27 protein-coding genes and 1 tRNA gene are annotated in these 24,946 nt (G+C 62.7%); 20 read left to right on the top strand and 8 right to left on the bottom strand.

Features of this window, described 5'->3' with window-relative positions; all coding sequences use genetic code 11:
- Position 1: 1 nt before the first annotated feature.
- The 5 genes from C6558_RS16465 to C6558_RS16445 all read left to right on the top strand — a co-directional run bounded on the left by C6558_RS16465 (position 2) and on the right by C6558_RS16445 (position 4,949).
- Positions 2–712, top strand: a complete 711-nt coding sequence (locus tag C6558_RS16465) for a uroporphyrinogen-III synthase (protein ID WP_025425101.1) — start codon at positions 2–4, stop codon at positions 710–712.
- A gap of 102 nt (positions 713–814) precedes the next feature.
- Positions 815–2,053 (top strand): COG4223 family protein, encoded by a 1,239-nt coding sequence (locus C6558_RS16460; RefSeq protein ID WP_025425102.1) that lies wholly within the window; start codon positions 815–817, stop codon positions 2,051–2,053.
- Positions 2,054–2,064: 11 nt separating this feature from the next.
- Positions 2,065–3,711 (top strand): heme biosynthesis protein HemY, encoded by a 1,647-nt coding sequence (locus tag C6558_RS16455; RefSeq protein WP_025425103.1) that lies wholly within the window; start codon positions 2,065–2,067, stop codon positions 3,709–3,711.
- A 25-nt stretch (positions 3,712–3,736) separates the two neighbouring features.
- Positions 3,737–4,219 carry a TerB family tellurite resistance protein gene (locus tag C6558_RS16450; RefSeq protein WP_025425104.1) on the top strand — a complete coding sequence of 161 codons (483 nt, stop codon included), beginning with the start codon at positions 3,737–3,739 and terminating at the stop codon, positions 4,217–4,219.
- Position 4,220: 1 nt separating this feature from the next.
- Positions 4,221–4,949: a glutamine amidotransferase gene (locus C6558_RS16445; protein WP_025425105.1), complete on the top strand. Its 729-nt coding sequence runs from the start codon at positions 4,221–4,223 to the stop codon at positions 4,947–4,949.
- 44 nt (positions 4,950–4,993) lie between these two features.
- On the opposite strand, the gene C6558_RS16440 is transcribed toward C6558_RS16445, so the two are convergent.
- A complete protein-coding gene (locus C6558_RS16440) occupies positions 4,994–6,235 on the bottom strand; it encodes an MFS transporter (RefSeq protein ID WP_025425106.1) in 1,242 nt (413 codons plus the stop codon).
- Between the two features lie 133 nt (positions 6,236–6,368).
- Here C6558_RS16440 and C6558_RS16435 point away from each other — a divergent pair, with 133 nt between their 5' ends.
- Positions 6,369–6,662, top strand: coding sequence for a YggT family protein (locus C6558_RS16435; RefSeq protein ID WP_025425107.1), 294 nt, complete (start codon positions 6,369–6,371; stop codon positions 6,660–6,662).
- Between the two features lie 4 nt (positions 6,663–6,666).
- Positions 6,667–6,984: a DUF167 domain-containing protein gene (locus C6558_RS16430; RefSeq protein ID WP_025425108.1), complete on the top strand. Its 318-nt coding sequence runs from the start codon at positions 6,667–6,669 to the stop codon at positions 6,982–6,984.
- Between the two features lie 8 nt (positions 6,985–6,992).
- Here C6558_RS16430 and ppa read toward each other — a convergent pair whose 3' ends face one another.
- The gene (gene ppa / locus C6558_RS16425) at positions 6,993–7,529 is read right to left on the bottom strand and encodes an inorganic diphosphatase (RefSeq protein WP_025425109.1); all 537 of its coding nucleotides are present in this window, start codon (positions 7,527–7,529) and stop codon (positions 6,993–6,995) included.
- Positions 7,530–7,688: 159 nt separating this feature from the next.
- Here ppa and C6558_RS16420 point away from each other — a divergent pair, with 159 nt between their 5' ends.
- On the top strand, positions 7,689–8,306 hold the full coding sequence (locus C6558_RS16420; RefSeq protein WP_025425110.1) for a hypothetical protein: 618 nt from the start codon (positions 7,689–7,691) through the stop codon (positions 8,304–8,306).
- A 114-nt stretch (positions 8,307–8,420) separates the two neighbouring features.
- Here C6558_RS16420 and C6558_RS16415 read toward each other — a convergent pair whose 3' ends face one another.
- The 3 genes from C6558_RS16415 to C6558_RS16405 form a co-directional block, all read right to left on the bottom strand.
- Entirely contained in the window at positions 8,421–8,927 is a 507-nt protein-coding gene (locus C6558_RS16415; RefSeq protein ID WP_025425111.1) for a GNAT family N-acetyltransferase, read from the bottom strand.
- A gap of 207 nt (positions 8,928–9,134) precedes the next feature.
- A complete protein-coding gene (gene typA, locus C6558_RS16410; RefSeq protein ID WP_025425112.1) occupies positions 9,135–10,961 on the bottom strand; it encodes a translational GTPase TypA in 1,827 nt (608 codons plus the stop codon).
- Between the two features lie 201 nt (positions 10,962–11,162).
- On the bottom strand, positions 11,163–12,725 hold the full coding sequence (locus tag C6558_RS16405) for an alkaline phosphatase (protein WP_025425113.1): 1,563 nt from the start codon (positions 12,723–12,725) through the stop codon (positions 11,163–11,165).
- A 523-nt stretch (positions 12,726–13,248) separates the two neighbouring features.
- On the opposite strand from C6558_RS16405, the gene C6558_RS16395 reads away from it, so the two are divergent.
- Complete coding sequence (locus tag C6558_RS16395) at positions 13,249–14,556, top strand: amidase (RefSeq protein ID WP_025425115.1); 1,308 nt, start codon at positions 13,249–13,251, stop codon at positions 14,554–14,556.
- A gap of 178 nt (positions 14,557–14,734) precedes the next feature.
- On the opposite strand, the gene C6558_RS40335 is transcribed toward C6558_RS16395, so the two are convergent.
- Entirely contained in the window at positions 14,735–14,896 is a 162-nt protein-coding gene (locus C6558_RS40335) for a hypothetical protein (RefSeq protein WP_164474930.1), read from the bottom strand.
- A 237-nt stretch (positions 14,897–15,133) separates the two neighbouring features.
- Here C6558_RS40335 and C6558_RS16390 point away from each other — a divergent pair, with 237 nt between their 5' ends.
- The 4 genes from C6558_RS16390 (at position 15,134) to C6558_RS40810 (ending at position 17,988) form a co-directional block, all read left to right on the top strand.
- Positions 15,134–15,643 (top strand): hypothetical protein, encoded by a 510-nt coding sequence (locus C6558_RS16390; RefSeq protein WP_057218348.1) that lies wholly within the window; start codon positions 15,134–15,136, stop codon positions 15,641–15,643.
- A 648-nt stretch (positions 15,644–16,291) separates the two neighbouring features.
- On the top strand, positions 16,292–17,404 hold the full coding sequence (locus C6558_RS16385) for a DUF937 domain-containing protein (RefSeq protein WP_025425117.1): 1,113 nt from the start codon (positions 16,292–16,294) through the stop codon (positions 17,402–17,404).
- A gap of 87 nt (positions 17,405–17,491) precedes the next feature.
- Positions 17,492–17,707 (top strand): hypothetical protein, encoded by a 216-nt coding sequence (locus C6558_RS40815; RefSeq protein WP_225906506.1) that lies wholly within the window; start codon positions 17,492–17,494, stop codon positions 17,705–17,707.
- A gap of 59 nt (positions 17,708–17,766) precedes the next feature.
- Positions 17,767–17,988, top strand: a complete 222-nt coding sequence (locus C6558_RS40810; RefSeq protein WP_225906505.1) for a hypothetical protein — start codon at positions 17,767–17,769, stop codon at positions 17,986–17,988.
- 87 nt (positions 17,989–18,075) lie between these two features.
- Here the strand turns inward: C6558_RS40810 and C6558_RS16375 are convergent.
- Positions 18,076–18,165, bottom strand: a tRNA-Ser gene (locus tag C6558_RS16375).
- 302 nt (positions 18,166–18,467) lie between these two features.
- Here C6558_RS16375 and rplU point away from each other — a divergent pair.
- The 4 genes from rplU (at position 18,468) to C6558_RS16355 (ending at position 20,487) form a co-directional block, all read left to right on the top strand.
- Positions 18,468–18,839, top strand: a complete 372-nt coding sequence (gene rplU, locus C6558_RS16370) for a 50S ribosomal protein L21 (RefSeq protein ID WP_025425118.1) — start codon at positions 18,468–18,470, stop codon at positions 18,837–18,839.
- Between the two features lie 33 nt (positions 18,840–18,872).
- Positions 18,873–19,142: a 50S ribosomal protein L27 gene (rpmA, locus tag C6558_RS16365; protein WP_025425119.1), complete on the top strand. Its 270-nt coding sequence runs from the start codon at positions 18,873–18,875 to the stop codon at positions 19,140–19,142.
- A 131-nt stretch (positions 19,143–19,273) separates the two neighbouring features.
- Positions 19,274–19,906: a GNAT family N-acetyltransferase gene (locus C6558_RS16360; protein WP_025425120.1), complete on the top strand. Its 633-nt coding sequence runs from the start codon at positions 19,274–19,276 to the stop codon at positions 19,904–19,906.
- Positions 19,903–20,487, top strand: coding sequence for a GNAT family N-acetyltransferase (locus C6558_RS16355; RefSeq protein WP_025425121.1), 585 nt, complete (start codon positions 19,903–19,905; stop codon positions 20,485–20,487). The genes C6558_RS16360 and C6558_RS16355 overlap by 4 nt, the downstream gene beginning before the upstream one ends.
- Positions 20,488–20,529: 42 nt before the next feature.
- On the opposite strand, the gene C6558_RS16350 is transcribed toward C6558_RS16355, so the two are convergent.
- Positions 20,530–21,390, bottom strand: coding sequence for an endonuclease/exonuclease/phosphatase family protein (locus C6558_RS16350; RefSeq protein WP_025425122.1), 861 nt, complete (start codon positions 21,388–21,390; stop codon positions 20,530–20,532).
- Positions 21,391–21,475: 85 nt separating this feature from the next.
- On the opposite strand from C6558_RS16350, the gene obgE reads away from it, so the two are divergent.
- From obgE to C6558_RS16335, 3 genes are read left to right on the top strand one after another with little or no spacing between them, the layout of a single operon-like run.
- Positions 21,476–22,486, top strand: coding sequence for a GTPase ObgE (gene obgE / locus C6558_RS16345; RefSeq protein ID WP_057210849.1), 1,011 nt, complete (start codon positions 21,476–21,478; stop codon positions 22,484–22,486).
- A 1-nt stretch (position 22,487) separates the two neighbouring features.
- Complete coding sequence (gene proB, locus C6558_RS16340; protein WP_025425124.1) at positions 22,488–23,657, top strand: glutamate 5-kinase; 1,170 nt, start codon at positions 22,488–22,490, stop codon at positions 23,655–23,657.
- On the top strand, positions 23,650–24,933 hold the full coding sequence (locus C6558_RS16335) for a glutamate-5-semialdehyde dehydrogenase (protein ID WP_025425125.1): 1,284 nt from the start codon (positions 23,650–23,652) through the stop codon (positions 24,931–24,933). Before proB ends, C6558_RS16335 begins: the two co-directional genes overlap by 8 nt.
- Positions 24,934–24,946 lie beyond the last annotated feature (13 nt).

The raw sequence follows: 24,946 nt of genomic DNA, 5'->3' as shown, positions 1-24,946 counted from the left end.
CATGCGGCTGCTCGTGACCCGGCCGCAGCCCGCCGCCGAGGCTACGGCCCGCCGTCTGGAAGTCATGGGTCATCAGCCGCTGCTGTTGCCGCTGGCGCGGGCGGAACATTTGCCAGAGGCGGCACGGAAAGCACTCGAAAGACCACATGCCGCAGTCGCGCTGACCAGTGCCGAAGCCGTACGGGCGTTGGGCGAACTTGGCGCCGATCTGGAGCCCTATAAAGCGGAACCCTGCTTCTGCGTCGGCGAAGCGACGGCCCGGGCGGCGCGCGATCTCGGCTTTACCTCGCTCCACACGGGAGAGGGAACCGGCAGGAGCCTTGCCGAAACGATCGCCGCCACGCTTTCTGCATCGCGGGCGCCCCTCCTCTATCTCGCAGGTTCCCCCCGCTCCGACGGACTTGAAGCCACGCTACGGCAGCTTCGCATCGAGCATGTCACGGTCGAATGCTACCGGATGCAGCCGATCGCCCATCCGCCCGACATATTGGCGCGCCTGATATCGGCCGGCCGGCCGGACGCGGTGCTGCTCTATTCCCACGACACCGCGCGACGCTTCGCCGCGCTGCTTGTCGAAGCCGGCCTCAAGACCGCCGCTTTCTCTCCGCGCTATCTCTGCCTCAGCGCCGCCGTTGCCGGAGCGCTCCCGGATGGAGCCTCAGTCGAGGTCGCAGCAAGACCAGACGAAGAAAGCCTTTTCAGCCTTCTCTAATGCTATTTCGATCAAAAACGGAAGCAAGGGGGCTTTCCCTCACCGGCCAGCCTGACTAGGTTTGTTGCAAGAACCGACAGGCAACAACGGTAAGAGGTCACCATGGTATCGGAAAACCCGCCGCGCCGCTCGAAAGCCGAGAAAGAGCCGCTGACGATCGACCTTGAAGCGGAAAAGACCGTGACGGAAAATGCCGAAACGACGGCAAACCCCGCGGCAACCGCCGATGAACCGACCGAAATCCCCGAAGCCGATGGCGCAGCGGAAGCCCGCGTCGAAGAGGAAATCGAGGAGCAGCGCGCCGATGCGGCAGCCGCCGCCTTCAACGAGGAGCCGCCGCATTTAAGCCGTGAGCCTGAAGCAAGCCCCGTACAAAAGCCGCCGTCCAATTCCGGTTCACTGGCAGCCGGGATCCTCGGCGGCCTGGTGACGCTGCTCGGCTTCGGCGTGCTGCAATATGCCGGCTATGTGCCGGGGCTCGGCCCCGACCGCGGCACGTCTTCCACAGAGCTGACGCTTTCGAGCGAGATCCAGGCCCTGCGCGATCAGGTGGCCGGCATACAGGCGCCAACCACAACCGTCGACATTGCACCGCTCGAGAACCGCCTCGCCGCATTGGAACAGACGGCAGCACAACCGGGCGCCGGCGGAGTGGCGACCGGCGAGATGACGGCACTCAAGGCCGAAGTGACGAACCTCACCAAGGAGATCGCCGCGCTGAAATCAGGCCTTGCCGAAGCGCAGCAATCGGCAACGACGGCCAGAGCCGAACTGGCAAGCCGCATCGATTCCGCCGAACAGAAACTCAACGAACCCGCCAACGATATCCAGGTTGCCAAGGCCGTCGCCGTCACCGCGCTTAAGACCGCGATCGATCGTGGCGGGCCGTTCCTGGCTGAACTCGATGCGCTTCGCAGCATCGCCCCTGATGAAACGGCCGTCACCGCCCTCGCTCAGGATGCGACGACGGGCGTGGCAACGCGCGCCGACCTTCGCCGGGATTTTGCAACCACATCCAATACCATGCTCGACGCGCTTAATCAGCCGGACCCGAACGAGGGCATCTTCGATCGCCTCGTCTCCAGCGCCATGTCGGGCATTCGCGTGCGTCCCGTCGGCAGCGTCGAAGGCGACACGCCGGAGGCCGTCGTCGCCCGCATCGAGGACAAGCTCAACAACGGCGATCTTAAGGGCGCGGCATTGGAATGGGACGGTCTTCCGGCTGCGGCCAAGACCGCCGGTGAACCGTTCAAGGTCAAGCTTGACCAGCGTCTCCGGGTCGAAGGCATCATCGATGCGGCGGTCGCGGCAACGATGAACAAGTCCACCACCCAGGGCTGAGGAAGACAGACATGATCCGCATTTTGATCTTCATCCTGATCGTTCTGGGTCTCGGCCTCGGCTTCGCGTGGCTCGCGGATCGGCCGGGCGAACTGTCGCTCGTCTGGCAGGGCCAGCTCATCGAAATGAGCCTGATGCGCGCGGCATCGCTGCTGATCTCGCTGGTCGCCGCCGTGCTGATCGCCATCTGGCTGGTGCGCACCATCTGGCTGTCGCCACACACCGTCACCCGCTATTTCCGCGCCCGAAAGCGCGACAGGGGCTACCAGGCACTGTCGACTGGCCTGATCGCCGCCGGCGCCGGCGACGCCAACCAGGCGCGCAAGATGACCGCCCGCACCCGCGGCCTGATCAGCGCCGATCAGGAACCGCTGATCCACCTGCTCGAAGCCCAGACGTTCCTGATCGAAGGCAAATACGACGACGCGCGCAAGAAGTTCGAACTGATGGCCGACGATCCGGAAACGCGCGAACTCGGCCTGCGCGGTCTCTATCTCGAAGCCAAACGCCTCGGCGCACACGAGGCGGCGCGTCAATATGCCGAGCGGGCAGCCGAAAAAGCGCCGCACCTGCCCTGGGCGACACTGGCAACGCTCGACAGCCAGAGCCAGGCCGGACAATGGGATGACGCACTGCGCTTGCTCGACCAGAGCAGGACAGCCCATGTGCTTGAGCGCAAGGAGGCCGACCGCAAGAAGGCCGTGCTTCTGACCGCCCGCGCCATGACGCGCCTCGACGGCGATGCCAAGGCGGCCCGCGACGACGCGCTTGCAGCACTCAAGCTCGACGAAAATCTGGTGCCCGCCGCACAGGTGGCGGCAAAGGCGCTGTTTCGCGAGGACAACCTGCGCAAGGGAGCATCGATCCTCGAAAAGGCCTGGAAACATGAGCCGCATCCCGATGTCGCCCGCCTCTACGTGCGGGCACGCGGCGGCGACACGGCGGTCGACCGGCTGAAGCGGGCGAGAAAACTCGAATCGCTGCGCCCGAACAACGCGGTGGCCATGGCAGCCGTCGCCGAAGCAGCACTCGAGGCGCGCGAGCTTCTGCTTGCCCGCACCAAGGCGGAGGCCGCAGCCCGGCTGGAGCCGACCGAAAGCATCTTTCTGCTGCTTGCAGATATCGAGGAGGCCGACACCGGGGACGAGGGTCGCATCCGCCACTGGATGGCCCAGGCCCTGAAGAGCCCGCGCGATCCGGCCTGGACGGCCGACGGCGTGACTTCCCCGACCTGGCTACCGGTCTCGCCGGTCAGCGGACGGCTCGACGCCTTCGAATGGAAGGCACCGGCCCTGCAACTGGCCGCACAGGTCGAGGATGGCCACCTGAGCGCCGATGAAGCGATCCGCAGCCTGCCCCCTGTCATGGCTGAGCACCATCCCGTAGGCCACGGCACGGCTCCGGCCAAACCGGTCGTCGATACGCCCGTGATCATCGAAGCCGCAGCCGAGACGCCGCGCGAGCGCGCCGAGCCGATCAAGGTGGTGGAAACGAAAAGACCTGCCCCGATCGTCGAGAGGACACGCGAGAAGGACGGCGCCTCCAATGGCGAGCCGGTCGCCGACCCGTTCTTCGGCCGTCCTCCGGATGATCCCGGCGTGCGGGAACCGGCTGTCGGCAAAAAAGTGTCGGAAAAGACCACTTTCCGATTGTTCTGAGTTTTGAGGGGCTGTGGGCGAAAACATGTTTGAACGCTTCCGGACGTTTCTTGAGGGCCTGACCGGCCCGACGACGCGGATCGAGAGGGGTGATCCGCGCGTGGCGGTCATCGCGCTCTGCATTCAGGTGATGGAGGCGGACGGCAAGATCCTCGCCTCCGAGCAGCGCAAGATGCGCGCCATCATCAAGCAGCACTATGAACTCGACGATGCAGCACTCGACGCGCTTGTCGAAGCCGGCAAGTCCGCCGAAAGCGAGGCCATCGACTTCTATCAGTTCACCGCCGAAGTGAAGCGCCACCTCTCCGAAGAGCAGCGCATCGAATTGATCGGCATGCTCTGGGAGGTCGTCTACGCCGATGGCGAGCGCAGCGAGATGGAAGATCACGTGATCTGGCGGATCGCCGATCTACTCGGCGTCTCCGGGCGGGACCGGGTTTTGAAGCGACGGGAGGTCGCGGCCAGGATCGATGCGGCGGAAGAAGGCGAACCGCAACAGGAAAGCTGAAATGCCGATAGCCGCCGAGACCGACAGGAAGCCCATCCTCATCGTCCTGCACCAGGAGCGATCGAGCGCCGGCCGTGTTGGCCAGATCCTCGCGCAGAAGGGTTTTTCCCTCGACATCCGTCGTCCGGCGCTTGGCGACGAGCTGCCACCGACGCTCGAGCACCACGGCGGCACGATCATCTTCGGCGGGCCGATGAGCGCCAATGACGAGGAGGATTTCGTCCGCCGCGAGATCGACTGGCTATCGGTGCCGCTCAAGGAAAACAAGCCCTATCTCGGCATCTGCCTGGGCGCGCAGATGCTGGCGCGCAACCTTGGCGGCAAGGTCGCGCCGCATCATGAAGGCATGACGGAAATCGGCTGGTACCCGCTGGTCGCCACCGACGCCGGGCGGGCACTGATGGACTGGCCTGACATGGTCTATCACTTCCATCGCGAGGGGTTCGATCTGCCTGCAGGTGCCGAGTTGCTGGCAACCGGCGAAACCTATCCGAACCAGGCCTTCCGCTATGGCGAAAACGCCTGGGGCATCCAGTTCCATGGCGAGCTGACGCGCGCGATGATGCATCGATGGGTGGTGCACGGCGCGCACCGCTTCGAACTGCCCGGCGCCCAGATGGGCAAGGCCCATCTCGACGGGCGCATGCAGCACGATGCGCCGTTGCGCACCTGGATGGAAAATTTCCTCGATCTCATTTTCGTGCAGGCGGGCTCCAGGCAGGCGGCCTGACGCCAAGCTTTGCAGCTCGAACCCGCGCATTTCCTGGAAAGGCTCTAACGATGATGCTCCGGCACGTCGAGCGTGTCGATCTTGCGCAACTGCGGGAAGCCGAGCGCCCAGAGCGCTGACACCAGCAACGTGCCTGCGCCGCCGAAAGCGACGGCAAAGATTGCGCCAAAGCCGGATGCCATCATGCCGGCCCGGAACTCGCCGAGCTCGTTGGAGGCGCCGACGAACACCATGTTGACGGCATTGACGCGGCCGCGCAGCTCGTCCGGCGTCCACAGCGTGATCAGGATCTCGCGTACATAGACCGAAATCATGTCGGCAGCGCCCATGACCACCAGTGCAGCGATCGATATCCATGGCGTTGCCGACAGGCCGAAGACGACGGTGCCGAGGCCGAAGAGCGCGACGCCGGTGAACATGTAAAAGCCGGCGCGGTGGCGAATGGGGTGGGCGGCAAGCCACACCGCCATGCCGACGGCGCCAACGCCGGGGGCGGCGCGCAGCAAGCCTAGGCCCCATGGGCCAAGATCAAGGATATCGCGGGCAAAGACCGGCATCAGCGCGACAGCGCCGCCGAGCAGCACCGCGAACAGATCGAGCGAGATCGCACCGAGCACCACCTTCTCCGCCTTGATATAGCGGAAACCGGCTGTGATCGTTTCCCAGCTCTGCACCGGTGCCTTGGAGCGCGCCGCCGGCTTGGGGATGGCAAACACCATCAGCGCCGCGGCGGCGAAGAAGCAGACGCCGACGGCATAGGGCGCAACGGAGCCGAAGCCATAGATCAGGCCGCCTGCAACCGGACCGACGATCATCGCCGTCTGCCACGAGGTCGAATTCCAGGCGATCGCATTGGGTAGATCTTCGGGCGGGACGAGATTGGGTGCCAGCGACTGCGAGGCGGGGGCGAGAAACGCCCGCTCGATGCCGAAGACGACCAGGATCGCATAAACAGGCCAGGGCGAGAAAAGCCCCGTGACCGTCAACGTGAGCAGCGCCACGGCACACAGCGTGCTGACGGCCATGCAGATGCCCATGATCATGCGCCGGTTATAGCGATCGGCAACTGACCCCGTGACCAGAATCAGCACCAGCGACGGCAGGAACTGGAAGAGCCCGATAAGCCCGAGGTCGAACGGATCGCGCGTCAGGTCGTAGATCTGCCAACCGACCGCGACTGAAATGATCTGAATGGCAAAGTAGGCAAGGAAGCGCGAGAAGAAATAGCGGCGATAACCGACATGCCCGAAGGCGGCAAAACGGTGGGTGGTATGAACGGCAGACATAGGGGAAACGCTCCTCGATGGTACCGATCTTTGTCCGATCCGCATTAAACATGATCGCGCACGGTAAATCGGCGTACTTGCTCGTTTAGGTCTCAATGTCTACATGTCTGTCAATAACGATTTGGAGACCGGCATGATTGCTGTCATCGGCACCTTGAACTTTATTATCAACATCGCGTGGTTTCTGATCATCGCGTCAGCCATCTTTTCGTGGCTCTATGCGTTCAACGTCATCAACGTGAACAACCAGGCGATCAACATGATCGGCCGCTCGCTCTACCAGCTGACCGAGCCGCTCTATCGTCCGATCCGCCGGGTCCTGCCCAATATGGGCGGCGTCGACCTTTCGCCGCTGGTCGTGCTGGTGATCCTCTATTTCATCCAGCTTTTCCTGAACACGACGATCGCGCCGGCGCTCCTGCGCTGATCCATTGACGCAGCAAGCGTTCACCGCCCACGGAGATCACGTGCGCGTCACCGTTCGACTGACACCGAACGGCGGACGCGACGGGATCGATGGGGTGGAGAGCGGCGCCGACGGGCAGGACCATCTCAAGGTCCGCGTGCGCGCCATTCCGGAAAAGGGCAAGGCCAACCAGGCCCTGATCGCCGTCCTCGCCAAAGAGATCGGCGTCGCCAAGAACCGCATTTCCTTCATCTCAGGCGAAACGCAGCGCAAAAAAATCCTCCGGATCGACGCCGACCCGGAGGATGTTTTGAAACGGCTTGCCGAACTGGTCGGCAAATAGCCAGATGCTTACTTCTTTTCGCCCTTGGCGCGCTCGACCGCTTCCTTGATCAGTTGCTTGGCGACGGAGGCATCCTTCCAGCCGAAAATCTTGACCCACTTGCCGGGCTCCAGATCTTTGTAGTGCTCGAAGAAGTGCTCGATCTGCTTGAGCGTGATTTCCGGCAGGTCGGTGTATTCATGCACCTTGTCGTAGCGCTGCGTCAGGTGACCCGACGGAACCGCGATGATCTTTTCGTCCTGGCCGGAATTGTCTTCCATCATCATCACGCCGATCGGGCGGACGTTGATGACGCAGCCCGGAACGAGCGGACGGGTGTTGCAGATCAGAACGTCGATCGGATCGCCATCATCGGAAAGCGTGTGCGGCACGAAGCCGTAGTTCCCCGGATAGGTCATCGGCGTGTAGAGGAAACGGTCGACGACGAGCGTGCCGGCTTCCTTGTCCATCTCGTACTTGATCGGATGGCCGCCAACAGGAACTTCAACGATGACGTTGACATCTTCCGGTGGATTCTTTCCGATGGAAATCGCATCGATACGCATGGAATACTCCCAGGGTCGGTTGAGAAATTTGCCCGTCGGATAAAGGGAAACATGCCGCGATGCAACATAACTTTCGTCCGGAGTGCAGATTCACCTTGCCAACCCGCCGTGACCTGAAGTTGATTGCATCAGAGGATTTCTCGTAAGGAGGGATTTTGGATGACCGCAAAGGCCGCATGTTTCCTTGCTGCAGCACTTGCCGCCACGCCGGTTCTGGCCAACGACAGCGTCTATTCGGATGTCAGCCGCGACAAGTGCACTATTGTGGAGGAAGTCGAAGGCATCTTCATGTCGATGACCTGTCCTGGCCCTGACGGCTACCCCGCCCACTTCAAGGAATCCGATATCCGGCAAAGCTTCTTCTTCGGGCATCTGAATGCGCGATACCTGAAGGAAGGTTTCGAAACCTTCGGCCCCTTCAACCACGCCGGCACGATGGTGGAGTGGCGCCTGAACAAGGACAAGGTGCCGGTATCGGCCATCCTGCGCTGGGTGATCGAGAACGGCGATCCGAAAACCGGCGAAGGCAACTCGGCCTATGACGGCCAGGTCCTGGTGATCTCAAAGGTTGCGCAGAAGGAAGACGGGATCGGCTGCGTCGCCGGCTATGTCGATGCACTCGCCAATCCGGATCCGAACACGCTCGCCCGCAAGATCGCCGACGACATTGCCCCGGGGTTCCGGTGCGGTATCGACGAAGCAGCCTACCATGGCAAGCGCGGTGAGAAGGCGAGCGGGTCGCGTCACCAATTGCCTACCGCGCCGCGCGTCAAATAGGAGGCGCAAAGGACGCTGTAGCGCTTTAAATTTGCTGCATAATTTTGTCCTTAAATCGGATCCGATTTAAGGAATTATGCAGGAGGTGACATCGAGGTCAGACGCAAGCAGGCGTCAGTTCCAGGCAAAGCCGATCTTCTTGAGGTGCTTGTCGCCGAAATCTTCCATGCCCTCGGCGATATCGCTGCCGCCAGCCCCCTGGAAGAACTGATAGGCGTTATCGCTGTCTTCGAGGCACCAGACGACCAGTCCCCTGCAGCCGAGCGACCGCAGCAGGCTCTTGGCTTCGCCGAAGAGAACCCGTCCAAGGCCGATGCCCTGATATTCCGGCCGCAGGTAGATCTCGTAGATTTCGCCTTCCTGCGGCAGCGCCTTGGCGCGGCTGAGGCCGAGGGTCGCATAGCCGGCAATCGTTCCGGCCACGTCGACGACCAGCAAGGTCGCCGGACCCCGCGTCGCCTTGCGCCACCAGACCTCGTCTCGACGATTGACCATCTGGACCAGGGGGCGGTGCGGAATGATGCCGCCATAGGCTTGTAGCCACGAAACGCGATGCACGTCGGCAATCGCCGACGCCTCTTGCGGTTCTCCAGGCCTGACCTCGATCGAAACAGTCTTCATGACTCACGACTCTAAACGCACACAGGGCGAACAGGAATCCCACCCGGGGGCCGCGTCGCGTTAACCCACAGGCAACTTTAACGGCATCCCATGGAAGGTTAACGCCTTTTTAACTTTATCCGCAAGCCGCCCCCCGCTGGCACACACAGCAAAAAACCCCGGATTGCTCCGGGGTTTCGCTAATCGCTCGCTTTTGTCGGTGGGCGCTTAAGCGGCGCCAGCCGTACGCGACTTCTCGAAGCGCTTACGGTCGTTCGAGTCGAGGTACATCTTGCGCAGACGGATCGACTTCGGCGTGACTTCGACCAGCTCGTCGTCCTGGATCCAGGACAGCGCGCGCTCGAGCGTCATGCGGATCGGCGGCGTCAGCTTGACGGCTTCGTCCTTGCCGGATGCACGCATGTTGGTGAGCTTCTTGCCCTTCAACACGTTGACTTCCAGGTCGTTGTCGCGCGTGTGGATGCCGATGATCATGCCGGCATAGACCTTCTCGCCGGCTTCGATGATCATCGGGCCGCGGTCTTCCAGGTTGAACATGGCGTAGGCGACCGATTCGCCGGCGTCGTTGGAGAGCAGCACGCCGTTGACGCGGCCGCCGATCTCACCCTTGTACTGCTGGTAGGCGTGGAACAGACGGTTCATGACCGCTGTGCCGCGCGTATCCGTCAGCAGTTCCGACTGGTAGCCGATCAGGCCACGGGTCGGTGCGAAGAACACCAGCCGGACGCGATTGCCGCCGGACGGACGAAGCTCGACCATCTCGGCCTTGCGTTCGGACATCTTCTGAACGACGACGCCGGAATGCTCTTCGTCGACGTCGATGACCACTTCTTCGATCGGCTCGAGCAGCTGGCCGTTCTCATCCTTGTGCATGACGACGCGCGGACGCGAGACGGCGAGTTCGAAACCTTCGCGGCGCATGGTTTCGATCAGAACCGCGAGCTGCAATTCGCCACGACCGGAGACGAAGAACGAATCCTTCTCGGAGGATTCCTCGATCTTCAGCGCGACGTTGCCTTCGGCTTCCTTGAACAGACGGTCGCGGATGACGCGGCTCGTCACCTTGTCGCCTTCGGTGCCGGCAAGCGGGCTGTCGTTGACGATGAAGGACATGGTGACGGTTGGCGGGTCGATCGGCTGTGCGGTCAGCGCTTCGGAGACCGACGGGTCGCAGAAGGTGTCGGCGACGGTGCCCTTGGTCAGGCCGGCGATCGCGACGATGTCGCCTGCATGGGCTTCTTCGATCGGCTGACGCTCGATGCCGCGGAATGCGAGGATCTTCGAGATACGGCCGTTTTCAAGCAGCTTGCCGTCCTGGCCGAGAACCTTGACCGGCTGGTTCGGCTTCAGCGAACCCGAATGGATGCGGCCGGTGATGATACGGCCGAGGAAGGGGTTTGCTTCCAGGATCGTGCCGATCATGCGGAACGGGCCCTCGCCGACCGTCGGCTCGGGAACGTGCTTGAGCACGAGGTCGAGAAGCGGTGCCATGCCCTGGTCCTTCGGGCCTTCAGGCGCGACGTTCATCCAGCCTTCACGACCCGAACCGTAGAGGATCGGGAAGTCGAGCTGCTCGTCGGTGGCGTCGAGGTTCGCAAAGAGGTCGAAGACTTCGTTGATGACTTCTTCGTGGCGTCCATCAGGACGGTCGATCTTGTTGATCGCGACGATCGGCTTCAGGCCGACCTTCAGCGCCTTGCCGACGACGAACTTCGTCTGCGGCATCGGGCCTTCGGAGGCGTCGACGAGAACGATGGCGCCGTCCACCATCGACAGGATGCGTTCGACTTCACCGCCGAAGTCGGCGTGGCCGGGGGTGTCGACGATGTTGATGCGCACACCCTTCCACTCGACCGACGTCGCCTTGGCAAGAATGGTGATGCCGCGCTCTTTTTCGATGTCGTTGGAGTCCATGACGCGTTCGGCAACGCGCTGGTTTTCGCGGAACGAGCCCGACTGCTTCAGAAGCTCGTCGACAAGGGTCGTTTTCCCATGGTCGACGTGCGCGATAATCGCGATGTTACGAATGCTCATTTTTCGTCTCGGAAGGTTTAGGGCACGCCCCAATGGGCCACGCCGCTTTTTCAATGGTCGGGCTCATACAGGTTTTTTTGCGATTGCGAAAGGGGGGCGCGCGCAAGAGCCCGGCTCCGAAGTCCCGACAGGCCATGGGTTTGCAACCGGAAAGGGTCGCGCCAACCGGGTTTGGAAAGGGTTCAACCAAAGCCAAAACGCTCATGCGACGGCGGCCGGGTCGAGCGTCACGCGCCACAATTCCTGGTCCTGCCGATCCATCAGCCGCACGGTCATCTGCTTGGTCTGGCCGTTGATATCGACGATGCCGAAGAACTGCAGCCCGGCTGATGGAGGCAGGTTGCTGTCCACACCTCCACCGGACGCCTTGATGAAGCGCACGTCCGGGCCGAACGTCATGTCCAGCTCCTTCGGACCATAGGTACCGGAATGCAAGGGACCGGAAACGAACTCCCAGAATGGCAGGAAATCCTTGAAGGCCGCCCGCGACGGATCGTAGTGATGCGCGGCCGTATAATGCACATCCGCCGTCAGCCACACGAGGTTGTCGATGGCATTGTCCCTGATGAAGCGGAGCAGCTCGGCAAACTCGGTTTCGCGACCCGTCGGTGGACCATTGTCGCCATTGGCGATTGCATCGGAACCACGCCGGTTGGCATAATCGTCCCAGACGACGAGACCAACAGGCATATCGCAGGCGATCACCTTCCAGACGGCGCGCGACGCGGCAAGCTCCCGCTTCAGCCAGTCCGCCTGGCGCCAGCCGAACAGGCCACCATCACCCTCCCCCTGGTTGGGGCCGCGATAGGACCGAAGGTCGACGAAGAAGACATCGAGCAGCGGACCGTAGGCAATCTTGCGGAAGATGCGGCCGGGCTGCGTCGGCGGCGTGCGGACCGGCGTCATCTCGTTAAAAGCGCGCCCCGCGCGCGCGGCGTAGACCGCAACGTCCTTTTCCGGATAGCGCGGATCGTCGCTGAGGTCTGTCGAGGCCGACCAGTTGTTCAGGACCTCGTGATCGTCCCACTGATAGAAGGTCGGGCAGACGGCGTTGAGTTCACGCACATGGTTGTCGAGCAGATTATACTTCCACTGGCCGCGATATTCCTCGAGCGTGCGCGCCACATCGCGCTTCTCATGCGTCACCACCCGGTTCTTCCAGATGCCGCCGTCGCGCAAGGCTATCTCGTCGGGAATGGGATTGTCGGCGTAGATCGTGTCGCCGGAATGGATGAAGAAGTCCGGCTCGTGCAGGCGCATGGTCGAATAGGTCTTCATGCCGACATCGTCGATGCCCCAACCCTGGCCGGCCGTGTCGCCGGACCAGACGAAGCGGACCGAGCGCTTGCGCAACGGCGCGGTGCGAAACCGCCCGACGACCGGCTCGGACACCCGGTTGATGTCGTAAAGATCGGTCGCGGTGAACCGATAGAAGATGTCCTGGTCCGGAAGCAGATCCTCCAGCGCGCATTTGACCGCACAATCCGTCTGCGGTGTTGCGGTGAGTTCGGCGAGACGAACCGGATTGGAAAAGCTTTCGGTCGTCGAATAGTCGAGCGTCACCCGCGACGGCCTGTCGACCCGCGTCCACACCATGCCGGAACTCGTGTCGACATCGCCCGACTGCACCCCGTGGATGAATTCCGGACGGCCGTAGCCGCGGGCATAGAACGGTGTTGCAAGACCGGAGGACGCAACGAGGCCGGCAGCACCGGCAGACAGAAGGAAGGAACGGCGGGACAGCGTGGTGAGGATTTCGGCCAAACAAGCCTCCGGTTCGAGCCCTGCGAAAGCGGATTTCGCGTGCCGGACCTTTAGCTGTTCGTATGTCAGCGACTTAACAGTGGCGTGAAACTATTTGAACGGTTTCGCGACAATTCGGTGAATACAGGGCCTTCGAAGGTGGCTCGTCTTCGACGGCGACTGGGCCGGGCCGAAGGCAGTCGGACGTTTCTCGACCTGGGCGATCCGCCAGGGATCGAAGGCTGCCGGCTTCGAGACCATCGAACGCGCCTCGCACCAATCGATCGCCGCCGCACAGCGCAAATCTGCAAACCTGCGAAACTGCCTGCGCACTTTCGTCTATCGTCGGTTCATTCTCTGCGCGCATAAACCCTGCTGAATATCCACTTGCATGGAGGCGGTGCGGCGGGTGCAACCTCATGGCATTTGCCGCAAGCCCTGCTATGAAGAATCTCGTCCGCGGCCGCGGCCCCCCTTGCTGCGCTACGGACGAAACGCTTCAGCTCGCCGCCCGGCGACGTCAGATATCGGCAGGTTCCTTATCGTGTCCCATTCGAACACTCCCGTGCGTGATCACCTCGAACAGATCCTGAGCCGGCTCGATGCCCGTCGGGAGAACGAGAAGACCTATGTCAAGCTCTATGCCGACAGCGCCCGCATCGAGGCCGATGCCGCCGACCGCCGCCTTCAGGCCGGCGCCACGCTCGGACCGCTCGACGGCAAGATCGTTTCGATCAAGGATCTTTTCGACGTTGCCGGAGAACCGACGCTCGCCGGCTCGATCATCAAGCGCACGGCAGCCGTGCCGCAACAGGACGCCGTCGTGGTCAGGAGATTGCGCGCCGCCGGCGCCGTGATCGTCGGCAAGACCCATATGACCGAATTCGCCTTCACCGCGGTCGGCCTCAATCCCCATTATCCGGTTCCCGGCAACGCGACCGATGAAAGCCTGATCCCCGGCGGCTCGTCCTCGGGCGCGGCCGTGTCGGCGGCGGAAGGCACCTGCGATATCGCCATCGGCTCCGACACCGGCGGTTCCGTGCGCATCCCGGCGGCGCTGAACGGCCTCGTCGGTTTCAAACCGACCGCCAGCCGCGTGTCCCTCGACGGCGCCTTCCCGCTTGCCCCGAGTCTCGATTCTATCGGGCCGCTCGCCCACACGGTCAGCGACTGCGCAGCTGTCGATGCCGTCATGGCCGGCGAGCCGGTAACAGCGCTTGTTCCCCAGCCGATTGCCGGCCTGCGGATCGGCGTGCCACGCGGCCAGCTCCTGGCCGCGCTCTCAACCGAAATAGCCACACACTTTACGGCATGTCTCGACCGCCTCACTGCTGCGGGCGCCGACCTTGTCGATTGCGGTATCGACGACCTTATCGACCGGTTGAAGAAGGCGACCGCGATCGGCTCGATCGCCGGCCTCGAGGCGAGCCGTCTGCATGCCGACTGGCTTTCGGATCACGACGCACCGGTCGACATCAGGGTTTCATCGACGCTTCGACGTCGTTTGCTGACGCCGCAGGCAGCACTAGATGCGCTGTTGGAAACGAGAGCAGGCCTAGCAAGTGCCATGGACGATCGGCTCTCCGCCTACGATCTCATCGTCTTGCCGACGACGCCGATCGCCGCAGTGCCGATCGCCTCCGTGGAGGCGAATGAGGCAGAATATGATCGCGTCGAGGGCTTGCTCTTGCGCAACTGCCAGGTCGCAAACCAGTTCGATCTCACGGCCATAACCTTGCCGATGCCGGGGCCGACCCGCCCGGCTGGCCTGATGTTGGTGGGCAGGAACGGAACGGACGGGACGCTGCTGGCGGTAGCGGCCTCGGTCGAGGCGCTGTTACGGGAAAGGTGATGCGTCCGGTTCGACCCGAACCAAACCCCGGCACATAATCAGTTGAGGGCGCTCACGCGAGGGCGCCCGTATCGTATATATGAAGCCTGGCCAGCGAACCGAACGGCTTTGCAGTTGGCGGCCAGTTGCAAAGCCCACGCCTGTGCTTGCATAGCGAACTGGGCCTCGCCGTCTCGCCTCAGTGCATCGTTTCGCCGGAAACCTCGTCGCGAAGGATGCGGAACGCATCCTCGAGTGCTGCGACCAGCACATTGGTTAGCTCTTCGCCGTCATTGTTCGTGAGGTAGAGGGCAACGGCCGAATCCTGCGGATCGGTATAATGCTCGATATCGCTTGACATATCATCGTCCTTTGTTCGCCGTGTCACATCCCGGCTCTTGGCGCGATGGTATAAAGCCCGACTTGTGCAAAGCTTGACGGGCAGAGCTTTGCATGACGCTCTGGTCGCGGCTTGGCATCGGGCTCGGCCTCTCGAAACAAGTGGCCCGATATACGCGGCTTGGCGGCATCGCCTTTTTACTCGCCCTCGCCCGCGCGGCGCGCTAGAGGACGCAGGAGATGAACGTCGGAACTGAAAATGTCGAAAAAGCCGAAGCGCGATAACGCCCATTATGAGCAGCGGTTGAAGGCCGAGTTCCCGGACATCCACAGTGATGTGCTCACCGGCAGGATCTCCTCGCTTCGCAAGGCTCTCGTCATCGCCGGCCTGAAGCCGCAGCGGACCCGCCTTGAGAAACTCAAGAATTCGTGGGCAAAGGCCACCCCTGGCGAGCGCGACGGCTTCCTGACCTGGCTGGCGATATCAGGCGTGTTGCCTGTTGCCACTCCAGTTCCGCCCACGGCCGCCGTGCCTTCTCCCATACCCGCAGGTGCCCCCATCGCCAGCGGACGTTACCTGTTTCCCTCCACGATCACCCGGATCAAGGCGATCATGGCAAAGCAACGCCTGAAGCCCGACGACGTCATGCACGAGATGGGTTTTTTGTCCGATGGACAGTCCCTTGCCCGAGCGCTTGCCAAGAACGCAAGCCTGAGGCTCGCGGTGATTGCCGGGCTGGAGGCGTGGCTGCGCACGCATGAAGAGTGACATCGTCATCGCAGCGGTATCCCTGGACTACAGCGCCGCGCGTCTTTATTACACGCGCAAATGTCGCTGTAGCACTCTGAATTACTGCATGTTTCCTTAAATCGAATTCGATTTAAGGAAACATGCAGTAGACACGAGATCACTCCCGGCCGTCGAGGCTCGCTTGAGCAGCGCGTTTCAGTTCCCGGAACGTTCGCACATGCCGTCCATAGGCGGCGGTCATCACGCCTGAATCCGGCACAGAAATGTTCCGGCGCATCGTCCGGGCCGCCCTCTAAGAGAAGGAGAAGACGGACAAACGGGAGAGGCGAGGCAAGGCCCGGGTGGGCGACAAGCGACACAACACGCTTATTTCCGAAGGTTGTTGCGAACTGGCGCAATACACCTACAGGTGCTAGTATTTCTGCGCCTACTGCATGTTTCCTTAAATCGAATTCGATTTAAGGTTAAAAACATGCAGCAATTCAAAGTGTTGCAGCGACCTTTGCGCATCTAACAAGACGCGCGGCGCTGTAGAGTTCCTGGCGAACAAATCTCGCAGTCGATAATCAGTTAAACGCGAATTGCTTGCAGCCAATTGCCGCGCCGTCGAGCCCCGCTCGATGACCAGAGTCGTTGTTCGACGACATCAACGTGGAGGAAAAGCCAATGGCCAGCAATCTTGTTTCCTACATCGCGCAGATGCTTACCCCTGACATGATCGCGCGCATCGCTTCAGTGCTTGGCCTGGATAGCAGCAAGGTGCAGAGCGCCGTCGCCGCTGCCGTACCGGCAATTCTGGCGGGCCTGACCGGCGTCGCCGCGCAGCCGGGCGGCGCGCAAAAGATCGCCGACAGCGCCAAACAACAGAGCGGCTCGCTCGACAATCTCATGGGAATGCTGGCGGGTGGCGACCAGGTTTCGCTTGCCCAAAACGGCTCACAGATCATCTCATCGCTGTTTGGCGCCAAGGACGGCAGTGCGCTGGCAACGGCCATAGGCGGGGTTTCCGGCATGGATCAAAGGGCGAGCGGCTCGCTGCTGGCAACGCTTGCTCCGCTGGTCATGGGCGGCCTCGCCCAGCAGAGCGGAGGCGACCTGAGCGCCAACGGCATCGCCGGTCTGCTCGCCAGCCAGAAGGACAATATCGCCGCCGCATTGCCATCCGGCGTCAGAGACCTGCTCGGCGGCACCGGCCTGCTCGGCTCGCTCGGCGCTCCGGCACAAACCGCTGCAGCCTCTGCCAGCCAAGCGACCCGCAGCGCTGCCGCTTCGGCCTCCGCAGTCGGTGGTGCCGGCCAACGCGCAGCGGCAGCAGCGGCCGCCGCGCCAGCCTCGTCGCGCAACTGGCTTTATTGGGTGATTGCCGCCCTGGTGATTGCCGGCGTGCTTTTCTACCTGTTCGGCAGGCCAAAGGAACCGGTCGCACCCCAGGCCGGCACGCCTGAGCAGAGCTTGACGGTCGGCGGGGTCGATGTCGGCCAGCAGGTCAAGGACGGCATGGCCAGCCTGCAGACAGCGCTGACGGGCGTTACCGATGCGGCCTCCGCCACGGCGGCCTTGCCGAAGCTGGAGGATGTCTCGAGCCAGCTCGACAAGGTCAGCGGTGTGGCCGGGCAACTCTCAGCCGGGCAGAAGGCAGCCCTCACGGCCCTGATCACGCCGATGATGCCCACGCTCAATGGGCTGTTCGACAAGGTTTTGGCCATCCCCGGCGTTTCGGACATTCTGAAACCCACTATCGATGCATTGAAGACGAAGCTGACGGCCCTGTCGACCTGATGTTTCGAGAAACCGTCGGCACTCGGCGCGCCGCGTGGATCGGCAACGACTGTCATGAACACGAAATCGAACGAAGGAGGGTCAGCCATGGCTGACAAATCGGCATTCACCCCGGAGGAATGGACGTTGCTTCTGGAGAGCGTGATGATGGCGGGCATAGCCGTGACCGCGGCGGAGCCGAGCGGCCTGTGGGGCATGCTCAAGGAGGGCCTCGCCAACAGCCGCGCCCTGCTGCAGGCAAAAACGATGCCGCGGCCAATCCGCTCGTCAAAGCGCTCGTCGCCGACTTCGAAACCTCGGTAGGACGAACGACGGCACGCGACGGCCTGCAGGCGAAACTGAAAGGCTCCAAGCCTGAGGACATGAAGGCCAGATGCATCGAAACGTTGCAGCAGGCGCGAACGGTCGTCGAAACCAAGGCTCCGGATGATGCCAGCGCCTTCGCCGCATGGCTGTATCAGATCAGCCAGCGCGTAGCGGAAGCCGCCAAGGAAGGTGGATTCCTGGGTTTCGGCGGTGTCGCCGTCAGCGAAGCGGAGAAAGCGACCCTATCGGAAATATCGGCCGCGCTGAAAATCGCCTGACGCTGCGCCGGCAATGCCCGCTTCGTCGCCTGAAGCTACTCTGGCGAGCTGGGAGGAATTCGGGCTAAAGCAGGATTGAAGTCCCGATGGCGGAGAGGGTGGGATTTGAACCCACGATACCCTTGCAGGTATGCCGCATTTCGAGTGCGGTGCATTCGACCACTCTGCCACCTCTCCGCATAGTCGGTCGGCGCTTGTTCGGCGCGGTCGGGTTCATAGCGGCAGATTCGGGTGCTGGCAAGGGCCTCGGTGAAGATTATCCAATGCGGCGAGTGCCTTCTTCTTGACAGAGGAGCGCGTTTCCCGTAATTCGCGCAATGAAGTGGTGTGGCTTGCCCTCACCGCAGCGGGTGTGATTTGCGCCCATTCACCGGCAGGGCTTCGGGAATGATCCCGGAGTTCTGCTAAAAATGTCGACTGACAAAAAGACGGCCTTGCCCCTGGGGTAAAGAGCCGGCCCGAACATGAAAGGATAAAGAATGTTCGCAGTCATCAAGACCGGCGGTAAGCAGTACCGCGTGGCAGCCAACGACGTCGTAACCATCGAAAAGCTGGAAGGCGTAGCAGGCGACAAGATTGAATTCACCGAGATCCTGATGGTCGGCGTCGGCGCCGATGCAACCATCGGCGCTCCGTTTGTCGAAGGTGCCGTTGTCAGCGCCGAAGTCGTTGAACAGGGCCGCGCCAAGAAGGTCATCGCCTTCAAGAAGCGTCGCCGCCAGAACTCCAAGCGCTCGCGCGGTCACCGCCAGCACCAGACGACCGTCCGCATCCTGGACATCGCTGCTGCCGGTGGCAAGGCAAAGAAGGCTTCCAAGAAGTCTGAAGCCGCCGCTGAAGCTGCAAACTGAGTTTTGGGATCGAAGGTTTAAAGGAGAACACCAATGGCACACAAAAAAGCTGGCGGTTCGTCGCGCAACGGTCGCGATTCCGAGTCCAAGCGCCTTGGCGTGAAGAAGTTCGGCGGCGAGAAGGTCATCGCCGGCAACATTATTCTGCGTCAGCGCGGCACCAAGTGGCATCCGGGCGCCAATGTCGGCCTCGGCAAGGACCATACGATTTTTGCGCTTACGGCAGGTAACGTGGACTTCCGTACGAAGGCCAATGGCCGCGTGTACGTGTCTGTAATGCCGAAAGCGGAAGCAGCGGAATAAGCCGGTAGCGCTCTAAAACAGCCGGCGTCTCATCGACCCGGCTGACGCACCTAACGGTTCCAAGCCAGACCTAAAAAGGGGAGATGGGGCAATACCCAACTCCCCTTTTTTTCGTTTCTGGAGGACGAACCATGCAAACCGAGCTACTGAGGGAAGACCAATCACGGTCTCCCGAACAAAGGCTGAGGCCCCAACGGTCAAGGACCGATTGCCCGATATTGTTGTCACCCCGGCTCGTTCTGCGCGCGCCCCATGAAGACGATATCGACGCCCTTGCCCATCTTGCCAACAATGCCAATGTCGCCACCATGGTCTCGCGCATGCCGCACCCGTATACGACGGCCGATGCCGCCGATTTCGTGCGACGCGCCAAAGCCGGCACGATTGGCAAGTGCGTCTACGCGATTACCAAAGCGGATAATGGCGCATTCCTCGGTTGTTGCGGTATCGAGCCGCACCCCGATGGCAAGACGGCGGAACTCGGCTACTGGCTGGGCGAACCCTATTGGAACCAAGGCTATGCCACAGAGGCTGCCCAGGCGCTCACCGACATGGCCTTTCGCACCCGTGACATCGACCAGATCGATGCGCGCTGCCGGGTCATGAACCTCGCCTCGCGCCGGGTCATCCAGAAGTGCGGCTTCCAGTTCCAGGGCAGCGGCATGGTCGGCAGCCTGGCGCTCGGCGGCTCGATCTCTGTCGAATGGTATCGGCTCGACCGCAAGACCTGGGTTTCGCTCAGAAGCTGGGGAGGCATGCGATGAACGCGCTCACCTCCGAACGCTCGCGCACCGCGATCCGTCCCGGCCCCGGGCCCTGCCCGGTCATCGAAACCAGGCGGCTGGTGCTGAGGCCCCACAGCCGAAGCGATGCCGAGGCGATCGCTCAGTCGCTGGGCGATTTCCAGGTGGCGCGCATGCTCTCGCGTGTGCCTGCACCTTACGACCAGCAGGATGCGCTCGATTGGCTGGCAAGCCAGACCTCGGGACTCACCCCCGACTGGACGCTGGCGATCACCACCGGCGACGACGTGCATATCGGTTGCATCGGCATCGAGCTCAGGCACGGCCAATGGCATGTCGGCTACTGGCTGAACCGGTTCTACTGGGGCAAGGGCCTGGCGAGCGAAGCAGCCTATGCGGCGATCGAGCGCTTCTTCCGGCGCATGCCGGAAACGACCCTGCATTCCGGCGTCTTCGCCGACAATCCGGGGTCGCTCAAGGTCCAGGAAAAGCTCGGCTTCCAGATCACCGGCTGCAGCCAGATCTATGCGCTCGCCCGCAATGCCATGGTCGCCCATATCGAGACCCGGCTGAGCGCGGCAGATCTGCGCCGGCCACACTGAAGAAACAATCCCCGCGAAGCCATGCCTTTGCGGGGATATTCGTCAAGCGAGTTCAAAACCAACAGGAAGATGATCGGACCCCTTGGCGTCGTAATCGGTCCAGGCGTCCTTCAGCTGCGGCACCAGGCCGGTGCTGATGAAGCCATAGTCGAGATGCATGCGCTTTTGAGGATTGTCGGGATGAACCCAGCTATAGCTTTCCGGCGTCAGCCGGTTGAGATGGGCGAGCACGTCGACCGGATTTTCGAGCCGAAGCGAGCGTCCGTAATAAGCGTCGCGCGAGCCGGCCATCGCGCAATATTCCGGCGTCTCCGGCTCCATGTTGAAGTCGCCCATGACGACGAAATCCTCCGGATGCGGCGGCTCAGCAAGACCGAAATCGGCAGCCCCGGTAATGCCGCCGCCCTCAAGCGGATAGCCGAGCAGCCGCTCCTTGAGGAAGCGGATCTGGGCGATGCGCTCGGCGGGAAGCACATGGTCGAGATGCACGGAATAGACGCGCAGCGGCCCGCCCGGCGTGGCGACCAGCGCTTCGGTGGCGCCGCGCTGCAGGTTCATCGGGCTGATGGTCCGGGTGCGCGGCAGCGATATCAACCGGGTCGACAGGATCGGCCAGCGCGACAGGATCATGTTGCCGAACTGGAAGCGCCGGTTGACGGCGCGGCCGCCCTCGATCGAAGAGCCGATATCGATGTCGCAAGGGGCATGAAAGGCTGAGAAATGACCGGGGAAGAGCGCTTCGAAACGGGCAACCAGATCGACGTGGCCGTTGCGGTGAAAACCGCGTGTCACTTCCTGCAGCGCGATGATGTCGGCGCCGCCAAGCGACGCAGCAATGCGCTCGGGTTCAAACTGGCCGTCAAGACCGATGCCGTATTGGATGTTGTAGCTGGCAAAACGCACGATATTCTTTGACCTCCGGATGAACCGCCTATATCGATGGCGGCAAAATACGACCGCGCAAATACACCGAACAGATGGCAGTCCAATGAAATTTCTAGACGAAACGAAAGTCTACATACGCTCCGGCGACGGCGGCGCAGGCGCCGTGTCGTTCCGTCGTGAAAAATTCATCGAATTCGGTGGACCTGATGGCGGCGACGGCGGCCGCGGCGGCGACGTCTGGGTCGAGGCGGTCAACGGCCTCAATACCCTGATCGACTTCCGCTACCAGCAGCACTTCAAGGCCAAGACCGGCACGCACGGCATGGGCCGCAACCGCACGGGCGCCGGCGGCGCCGACGTGACGCTGAAGGTTCCGGTCGGCACCCAGATCTTCGAGGAAGACAGCGAGACGCTGATCGTCGACATGGTCGCCGAAGGCCAGCGCTACCGGCTTGCCGCCGGCGGCAATGGCGGCTTCGGCAATGCCCATTTCAAGTCCGCCACCAACCAGGCGCCAAGCTGGGCCAACCCCGGCCTCGAAGGCGAAGAAAAAACCATCTGGCTGCGGCTGAAGCTGATCGCCGATGCCGGCCTCGTCGGCCTGCCCAATGCCGGCAAATCGACCTTCCTTGCCGCCTGCACCCGGGCGCGGCCGAAGATCGCCAATTACCCCTTCACCACGCTGCACCCGAACCTCGGCGTCGCCACCATCGACGGCAACGAGTTCATCATCGCCGACATTCCCGGCCTGATCGAAGGCGCGCATGAAGGCGTTGGTATCGGGGACCGTTTCCTCGGCCATGTCGAGCGCACGCGCGTGCTGCTTCACCTCGTCTCGGCCCAGGAAGAAGACGTCGCCAAGGCCTACAAGACCGTGAAACACGAACTCGTAGCCTATGGCGGCGGGCTCGAAGACAAACCCGAGATCGTCGCGCTGTCGCAGATCGACGTGCTCGACGAGGACGAATTGAAGGTGAAGGCCAAGGCGCTGGCAAAGGCCTGCGGCGAGCAGCCTCTCCTGCTTTCGGCCGCCACCAGCAAGGGCATGACCGAGGCATTGCGGGCGCTACGCACCGTCATTGTCGCGGCAAAGTCCGGAGAAGAGACCGCCTGACATGACGAAGACCCGCAAGCCGCTTCAGAAGTATCGCCGGGTCGTCATCAAGATCGGGTCGGCCCTGTTGGTCGATCGCGCGACCGGGCTGAAAAAGGCCTGGCTCGACGCCATGTGTGCCGACATCGCCGCCCTCAGGGCCAAGGGCGTCGACGTGCTCGTCGTCTCCTCCGGCGCCATCGCGCTCGGCCGCACCGTACTGAAACTCCCTTCTGGCGCGCTAAAACTCGAGGAAAGCCAGGCGGCCGCGGCCGTCGGCCAGATCGCGCTTGCCCGCGCCTGGTCGGAAAGTCTTTCGACAGACGCGATCGTCGCCGGCCAGGTGCTACTGACGCTCGGCGACACCGAGGAGCGTCGACGCTATTTGAATGCCCGCGCCACGATCAACCAGCTGCTGAAGCTCGGCGCCGTGCCGATCATCAACGAGAACGATACGGTGGCGACCACCGAAATCCGCTATGGCGACAACGACCGCCTGGCCGCCCGCGTCGCCACCATGGTCGGCGCTGACCTCCTGGTGCTGCTTTCCGACATCGACGGCCTCTATACGGCGCCGCCGCATCTCGACCCCGATGCCCGTTTCCTCGACACGATCGCGGAGATCACGCCCGAGATCGAGGCGATGGCAGGGGGGGCTGCCTCCGAGCTGTCGCGCGGCGGCATGCGCACCAAGATTGATGCCGGCAAGATCGCAACCACCGCCGGCTGCTCCATGATCATCGCCTCGGGCAAACCCAACCATCCGCTGGCGGCCATCGAGGAAGGCGCTCGCTCGTCCTGGTTTGCACCATCGGGCTCACCGGTGACCGCACGCAAGACCTGGATTGCCGGGCAGCTGCTGCCGGCCGGCACGCTCGCCATCGATGCCGGCGCCGAGGAGGCGCTGCGCTCCGGCAAGAGCCTGCTGCCTGCCGGCGTGCGCGAAGTGAAGGGCACCTTCAGCCGCGGCGACACCATTGCCATTCTCGGCGCAGCGGGCCGCGAAATCGCCCGTGGTCTTGCCGGCTATGACGCCGACGAGGCTCGCCAGATCGCCGGCAAGAAATCCGCAGAGATCGCGGCGATCCTCGGCTATGCCGGCCGCGCCGCCATGGTGCATCGCGACGATCTGGTGATGACCGGCAAGCGCGCCGACGAGAAGGACGGCCGGAGGGATGAAGTCCATGCTTGATGAAGTCAGGAATAAGGATGACGTCGAAGGCGTCATGCTGGAGATCGGCCGCCAGGCGAAGGCGGCAAGCCGGCCGCTTGCCGTCGCCACCGCCGAACGCAAGCATGCGGCCCTCGTTGCCATGGCCGAGATCATCGTCAATCGCCGCGACGAGATTCTTGCCGCCAACGCGATCGATCTTGAAAACGCCCGCCAGTCCGGCATCGCCGCGTCCTTCATCGACCGCCTGACGCTGACGGAGAGCCGGATCCGCGACATGGCCAACGGCATTCGCGCGATTGCCGACCTCAAGGATCCGGTTGGCGACGTCATTGCCGAGTGGGATCGCCCCAATGGCCTGCACATCGAGCGCGTGCGTACGCCGCTCGGCGTCATCGGCGTGATCTACGAAAGCCGCCCGAACGTGACGGCAGATGCCGGTGCACTGTGCCTGAAGGCGGGCAATGCCGTCATCCTGCGGGGCGGCTCCGACAGCTTCCATTCCTCGCGCGCCATCCATGCCTGCCTCGTCGAAGGCCTGAAGGCTGCTGGCCTGCCCGAGCATGCGATCCAGATGGTGCCGGTTGCCGATCGCGCTGCCGTCGGCGCCATGCTCTCGGGCCTCGGTGGCACGATCGACGTCATCGTTCCGCGCGGCGGAAAAAGCCTCGTCGCACGGGTCCAGAACGAGGCGCGCGTGCCGGTGTTCGCCCACCTCGAAGGCCTCTGCCACATCTATGTCGACGCATCCGCTGATCTCGCCATGGCCGAAAAGATCGTCGTCAATGCCAAGATGCGCCGCACTGGTATCTGCGGTGCCGCCGAGACACTGCTGATCGACAGCAATGCTGCGGACAAGCTGGCAAGGCCGCTACTTCAGGCGCTGCTCGCAGCCGGCTGCGAAGTGCGGGTGTCCGAAGAGCTTGCCGGAACCATCGATGGCTTGCGGCCGGCGACGGACGCGGATTGGTCGACGGAATATCTCGACGCGATCATCTCTGTCCGACTGGTGGACGGGATTTCCGGCGCGATCGAACATATCAACACCTGGTCCTCGGCGCATACCGAGGCGGTAATCGCCGAGGATGCCGATGTCGTCGAGCGCTTCTTCGCCGAAATCGATTCCGCCATCCTGCTGCACAATGCCTCCACCCAGTTTGCCGATGGCGGCGAATTCGGCATGGGCGGCGAGATCGGCATTGCCACCGGCAAGATGCACGCCCGCGGCCCCGTTGGCGTCGAGCAGCTGACATCGTTCAAGTATCGCGTGCGCGGCGCCGGACAGGTCAGGCCCTGACGTGACGTCCAGC

The organism is Ensifer sp. NM-2 (genome assembly GCF_003024455.1).
Classification (GTDB): Bacteria; Pseudomonadota; Alphaproteobacteria; order Rhizobiales; family Rhizobiaceae; genus Ensifer; species Ensifer canadensis.
Note: the sequence above shows the minus strand (reverse complement) of the source record. Positions and strands in the feature narration are given on the sequence as shown.

What these genes read in the sequence shown, in the direction of transcription:
- ppa (WP_025425109.1), bottom strand. Translation starts at nt 7,529, where the DNA reads ATGCGTATCGATGCGATTTCCATCGGAAAGAATCCACCGGAAGATGTC.
- C6558_RS16385 (WP_025425117.1), top strand. Translation starts at nt 16,292, where the DNA reads ATGGCCAGCAATCTTGTTTCCTACATCGCGCAGATGCTTACCCCTGAC.
- C6558_RS16435 (WP_025425107.1), top strand. Translation starts at nt 6,369, where the DNA reads ATGATTGCTGTCATCGGCACCTTGAACTTTATTATCAACATCGCGTGG.
- obgE (WP_057210849.1), top strand. Translation starts at nt 21,476, where the DNA reads ATGAAATTTCTAGACGAAACGAAAGTCTACATACGCTCCGGCGACGGC.
- C6558_RS40815 (WP_225906506.1), top strand. Translation starts at nt 17,492, where the DNA reads ATGGCTGACAAATCGGCATTCACCCCGGAGGAATGGACGTTGCTTCTG.
- rpmA (WP_025425119.1), top strand. Translation starts at nt 18,873, where the DNA reads ATGGCACACAAAAAAGCTGGCGGTTCGTCGCGCAACGGTCGCGATTCC.
- C6558_RS16415 (WP_025425111.1), bottom strand. Translation starts at nt 8,927, where the DNA reads ATGAAGACTGTTTCGATCGAGGTCAGGCCTGGAGAACCGCAAGAGGCG.
- proB (WP_025425124.1), top strand. Translation starts at nt 22,488, where the DNA reads ATGACGAAGACCCGCAAGCCGCTTCAGAAGTATCGCCGGGTCGTCATC.
- rplU (WP_025425118.1), top strand. Translation starts at nt 18,468, where the DNA reads ATGTTCGCAGTCATCAAGACCGGCGGTAAGCAGTACCGCGTGGCAGCC.
- C6558_RS16355 (WP_025425121.1), top strand. Translation starts at nt 19,903, where the DNA reads ATGAACGCGCTCACCTCCGAACGCTCGCGCACCGCGATCCGTCCCGGC.
- C6558_RS16440 (WP_025425106.1), bottom strand. Translation starts at nt 6,235, where the DNA reads ATGTCTGCCGTTCATACCACCCACCGTTTTGCCGCCTTCGGGCATGTC.
- C6558_RS16420 (WP_025425110.1), top strand. Translation starts at nt 7,689, where the DNA reads ATGACCGCAAAGGCCGCATGTTTCCTTGCTGCAGCACTTGCCGCCACG.
- typA (WP_025425112.1), bottom strand. Translation starts at nt 10,961, where the DNA reads ATGAGCATTCGTAACATCGCGATTATCGCGCACGTCGACCATGGGAAA.
- C6558_RS16460 (WP_025425102.1), top strand. Translation starts at nt 815, where the DNA reads ATGGTATCGGAAAACCCGCCGCGCCGCTCGAAAGCCGAGAAAGAGCCG.
- C6558_RS16450 (WP_025425104.1), top strand. Translation starts at nt 3,737, where the DNA reads ATGTTTGAACGCTTCCGGACGTTTCTTGAGGGCCTGACCGGCCCGACG.
- C6558_RS16465 (WP_025425101.1), top strand. Translation starts at nt 2, where the DNA reads ATGCGGCTGCTCGTGACCCGGCCGCAGCCCGCCGCCGAGGCTACGGCC.
- C6558_RS16390 (WP_057218348.1), top strand. Translation starts at nt 15,134, where the DNA reads ATGTCGAAAAAGCCGAAGCGCGATAACGCCCATTATGAGCAGCGGTTG.
- C6558_RS16360 (WP_025425120.1), top strand. Translation starts at nt 19,274, where the DNA reads ATGCAAACCGAGCTACTGAGGGAAGACCAATCACGGTCTCCCGAACAA.
- C6558_RS40335 (WP_164474930.1), bottom strand. Translation starts at nt 14,896, where the DNA reads ATGTCAAGCGATATCGAGCATTATACCGATCCGCAGGATTCGGCCGTT.
- C6558_RS40810 (WP_225906505.1), top strand. Translation starts at nt 17,767, where the DNA reads ATGAAGGCCAGATGCATCGAAACGTTGCAGCAGGCGCGAACGGTCGTC.
- C6558_RS16455 (WP_025425103.1), top strand. Translation starts at nt 2,065, where the DNA reads ATGATCCGCATTTTGATCTTCATCCTGATCGTTCTGGGTCTCGGCCTC.
- C6558_RS16335 (WP_025425125.1), top strand. Translation starts at nt 23,650, where the DNA reads ATGCTTGATGAAGTCAGGAATAAGGATGACGTCGAAGGCGTCATGCTG.
- C6558_RS16445 (WP_025425105.1), top strand. Translation starts at nt 4,221, where the DNA reads ATGCCGATAGCCGCCGAGACCGACAGGAAGCCCATCCTCATCGTCCTG.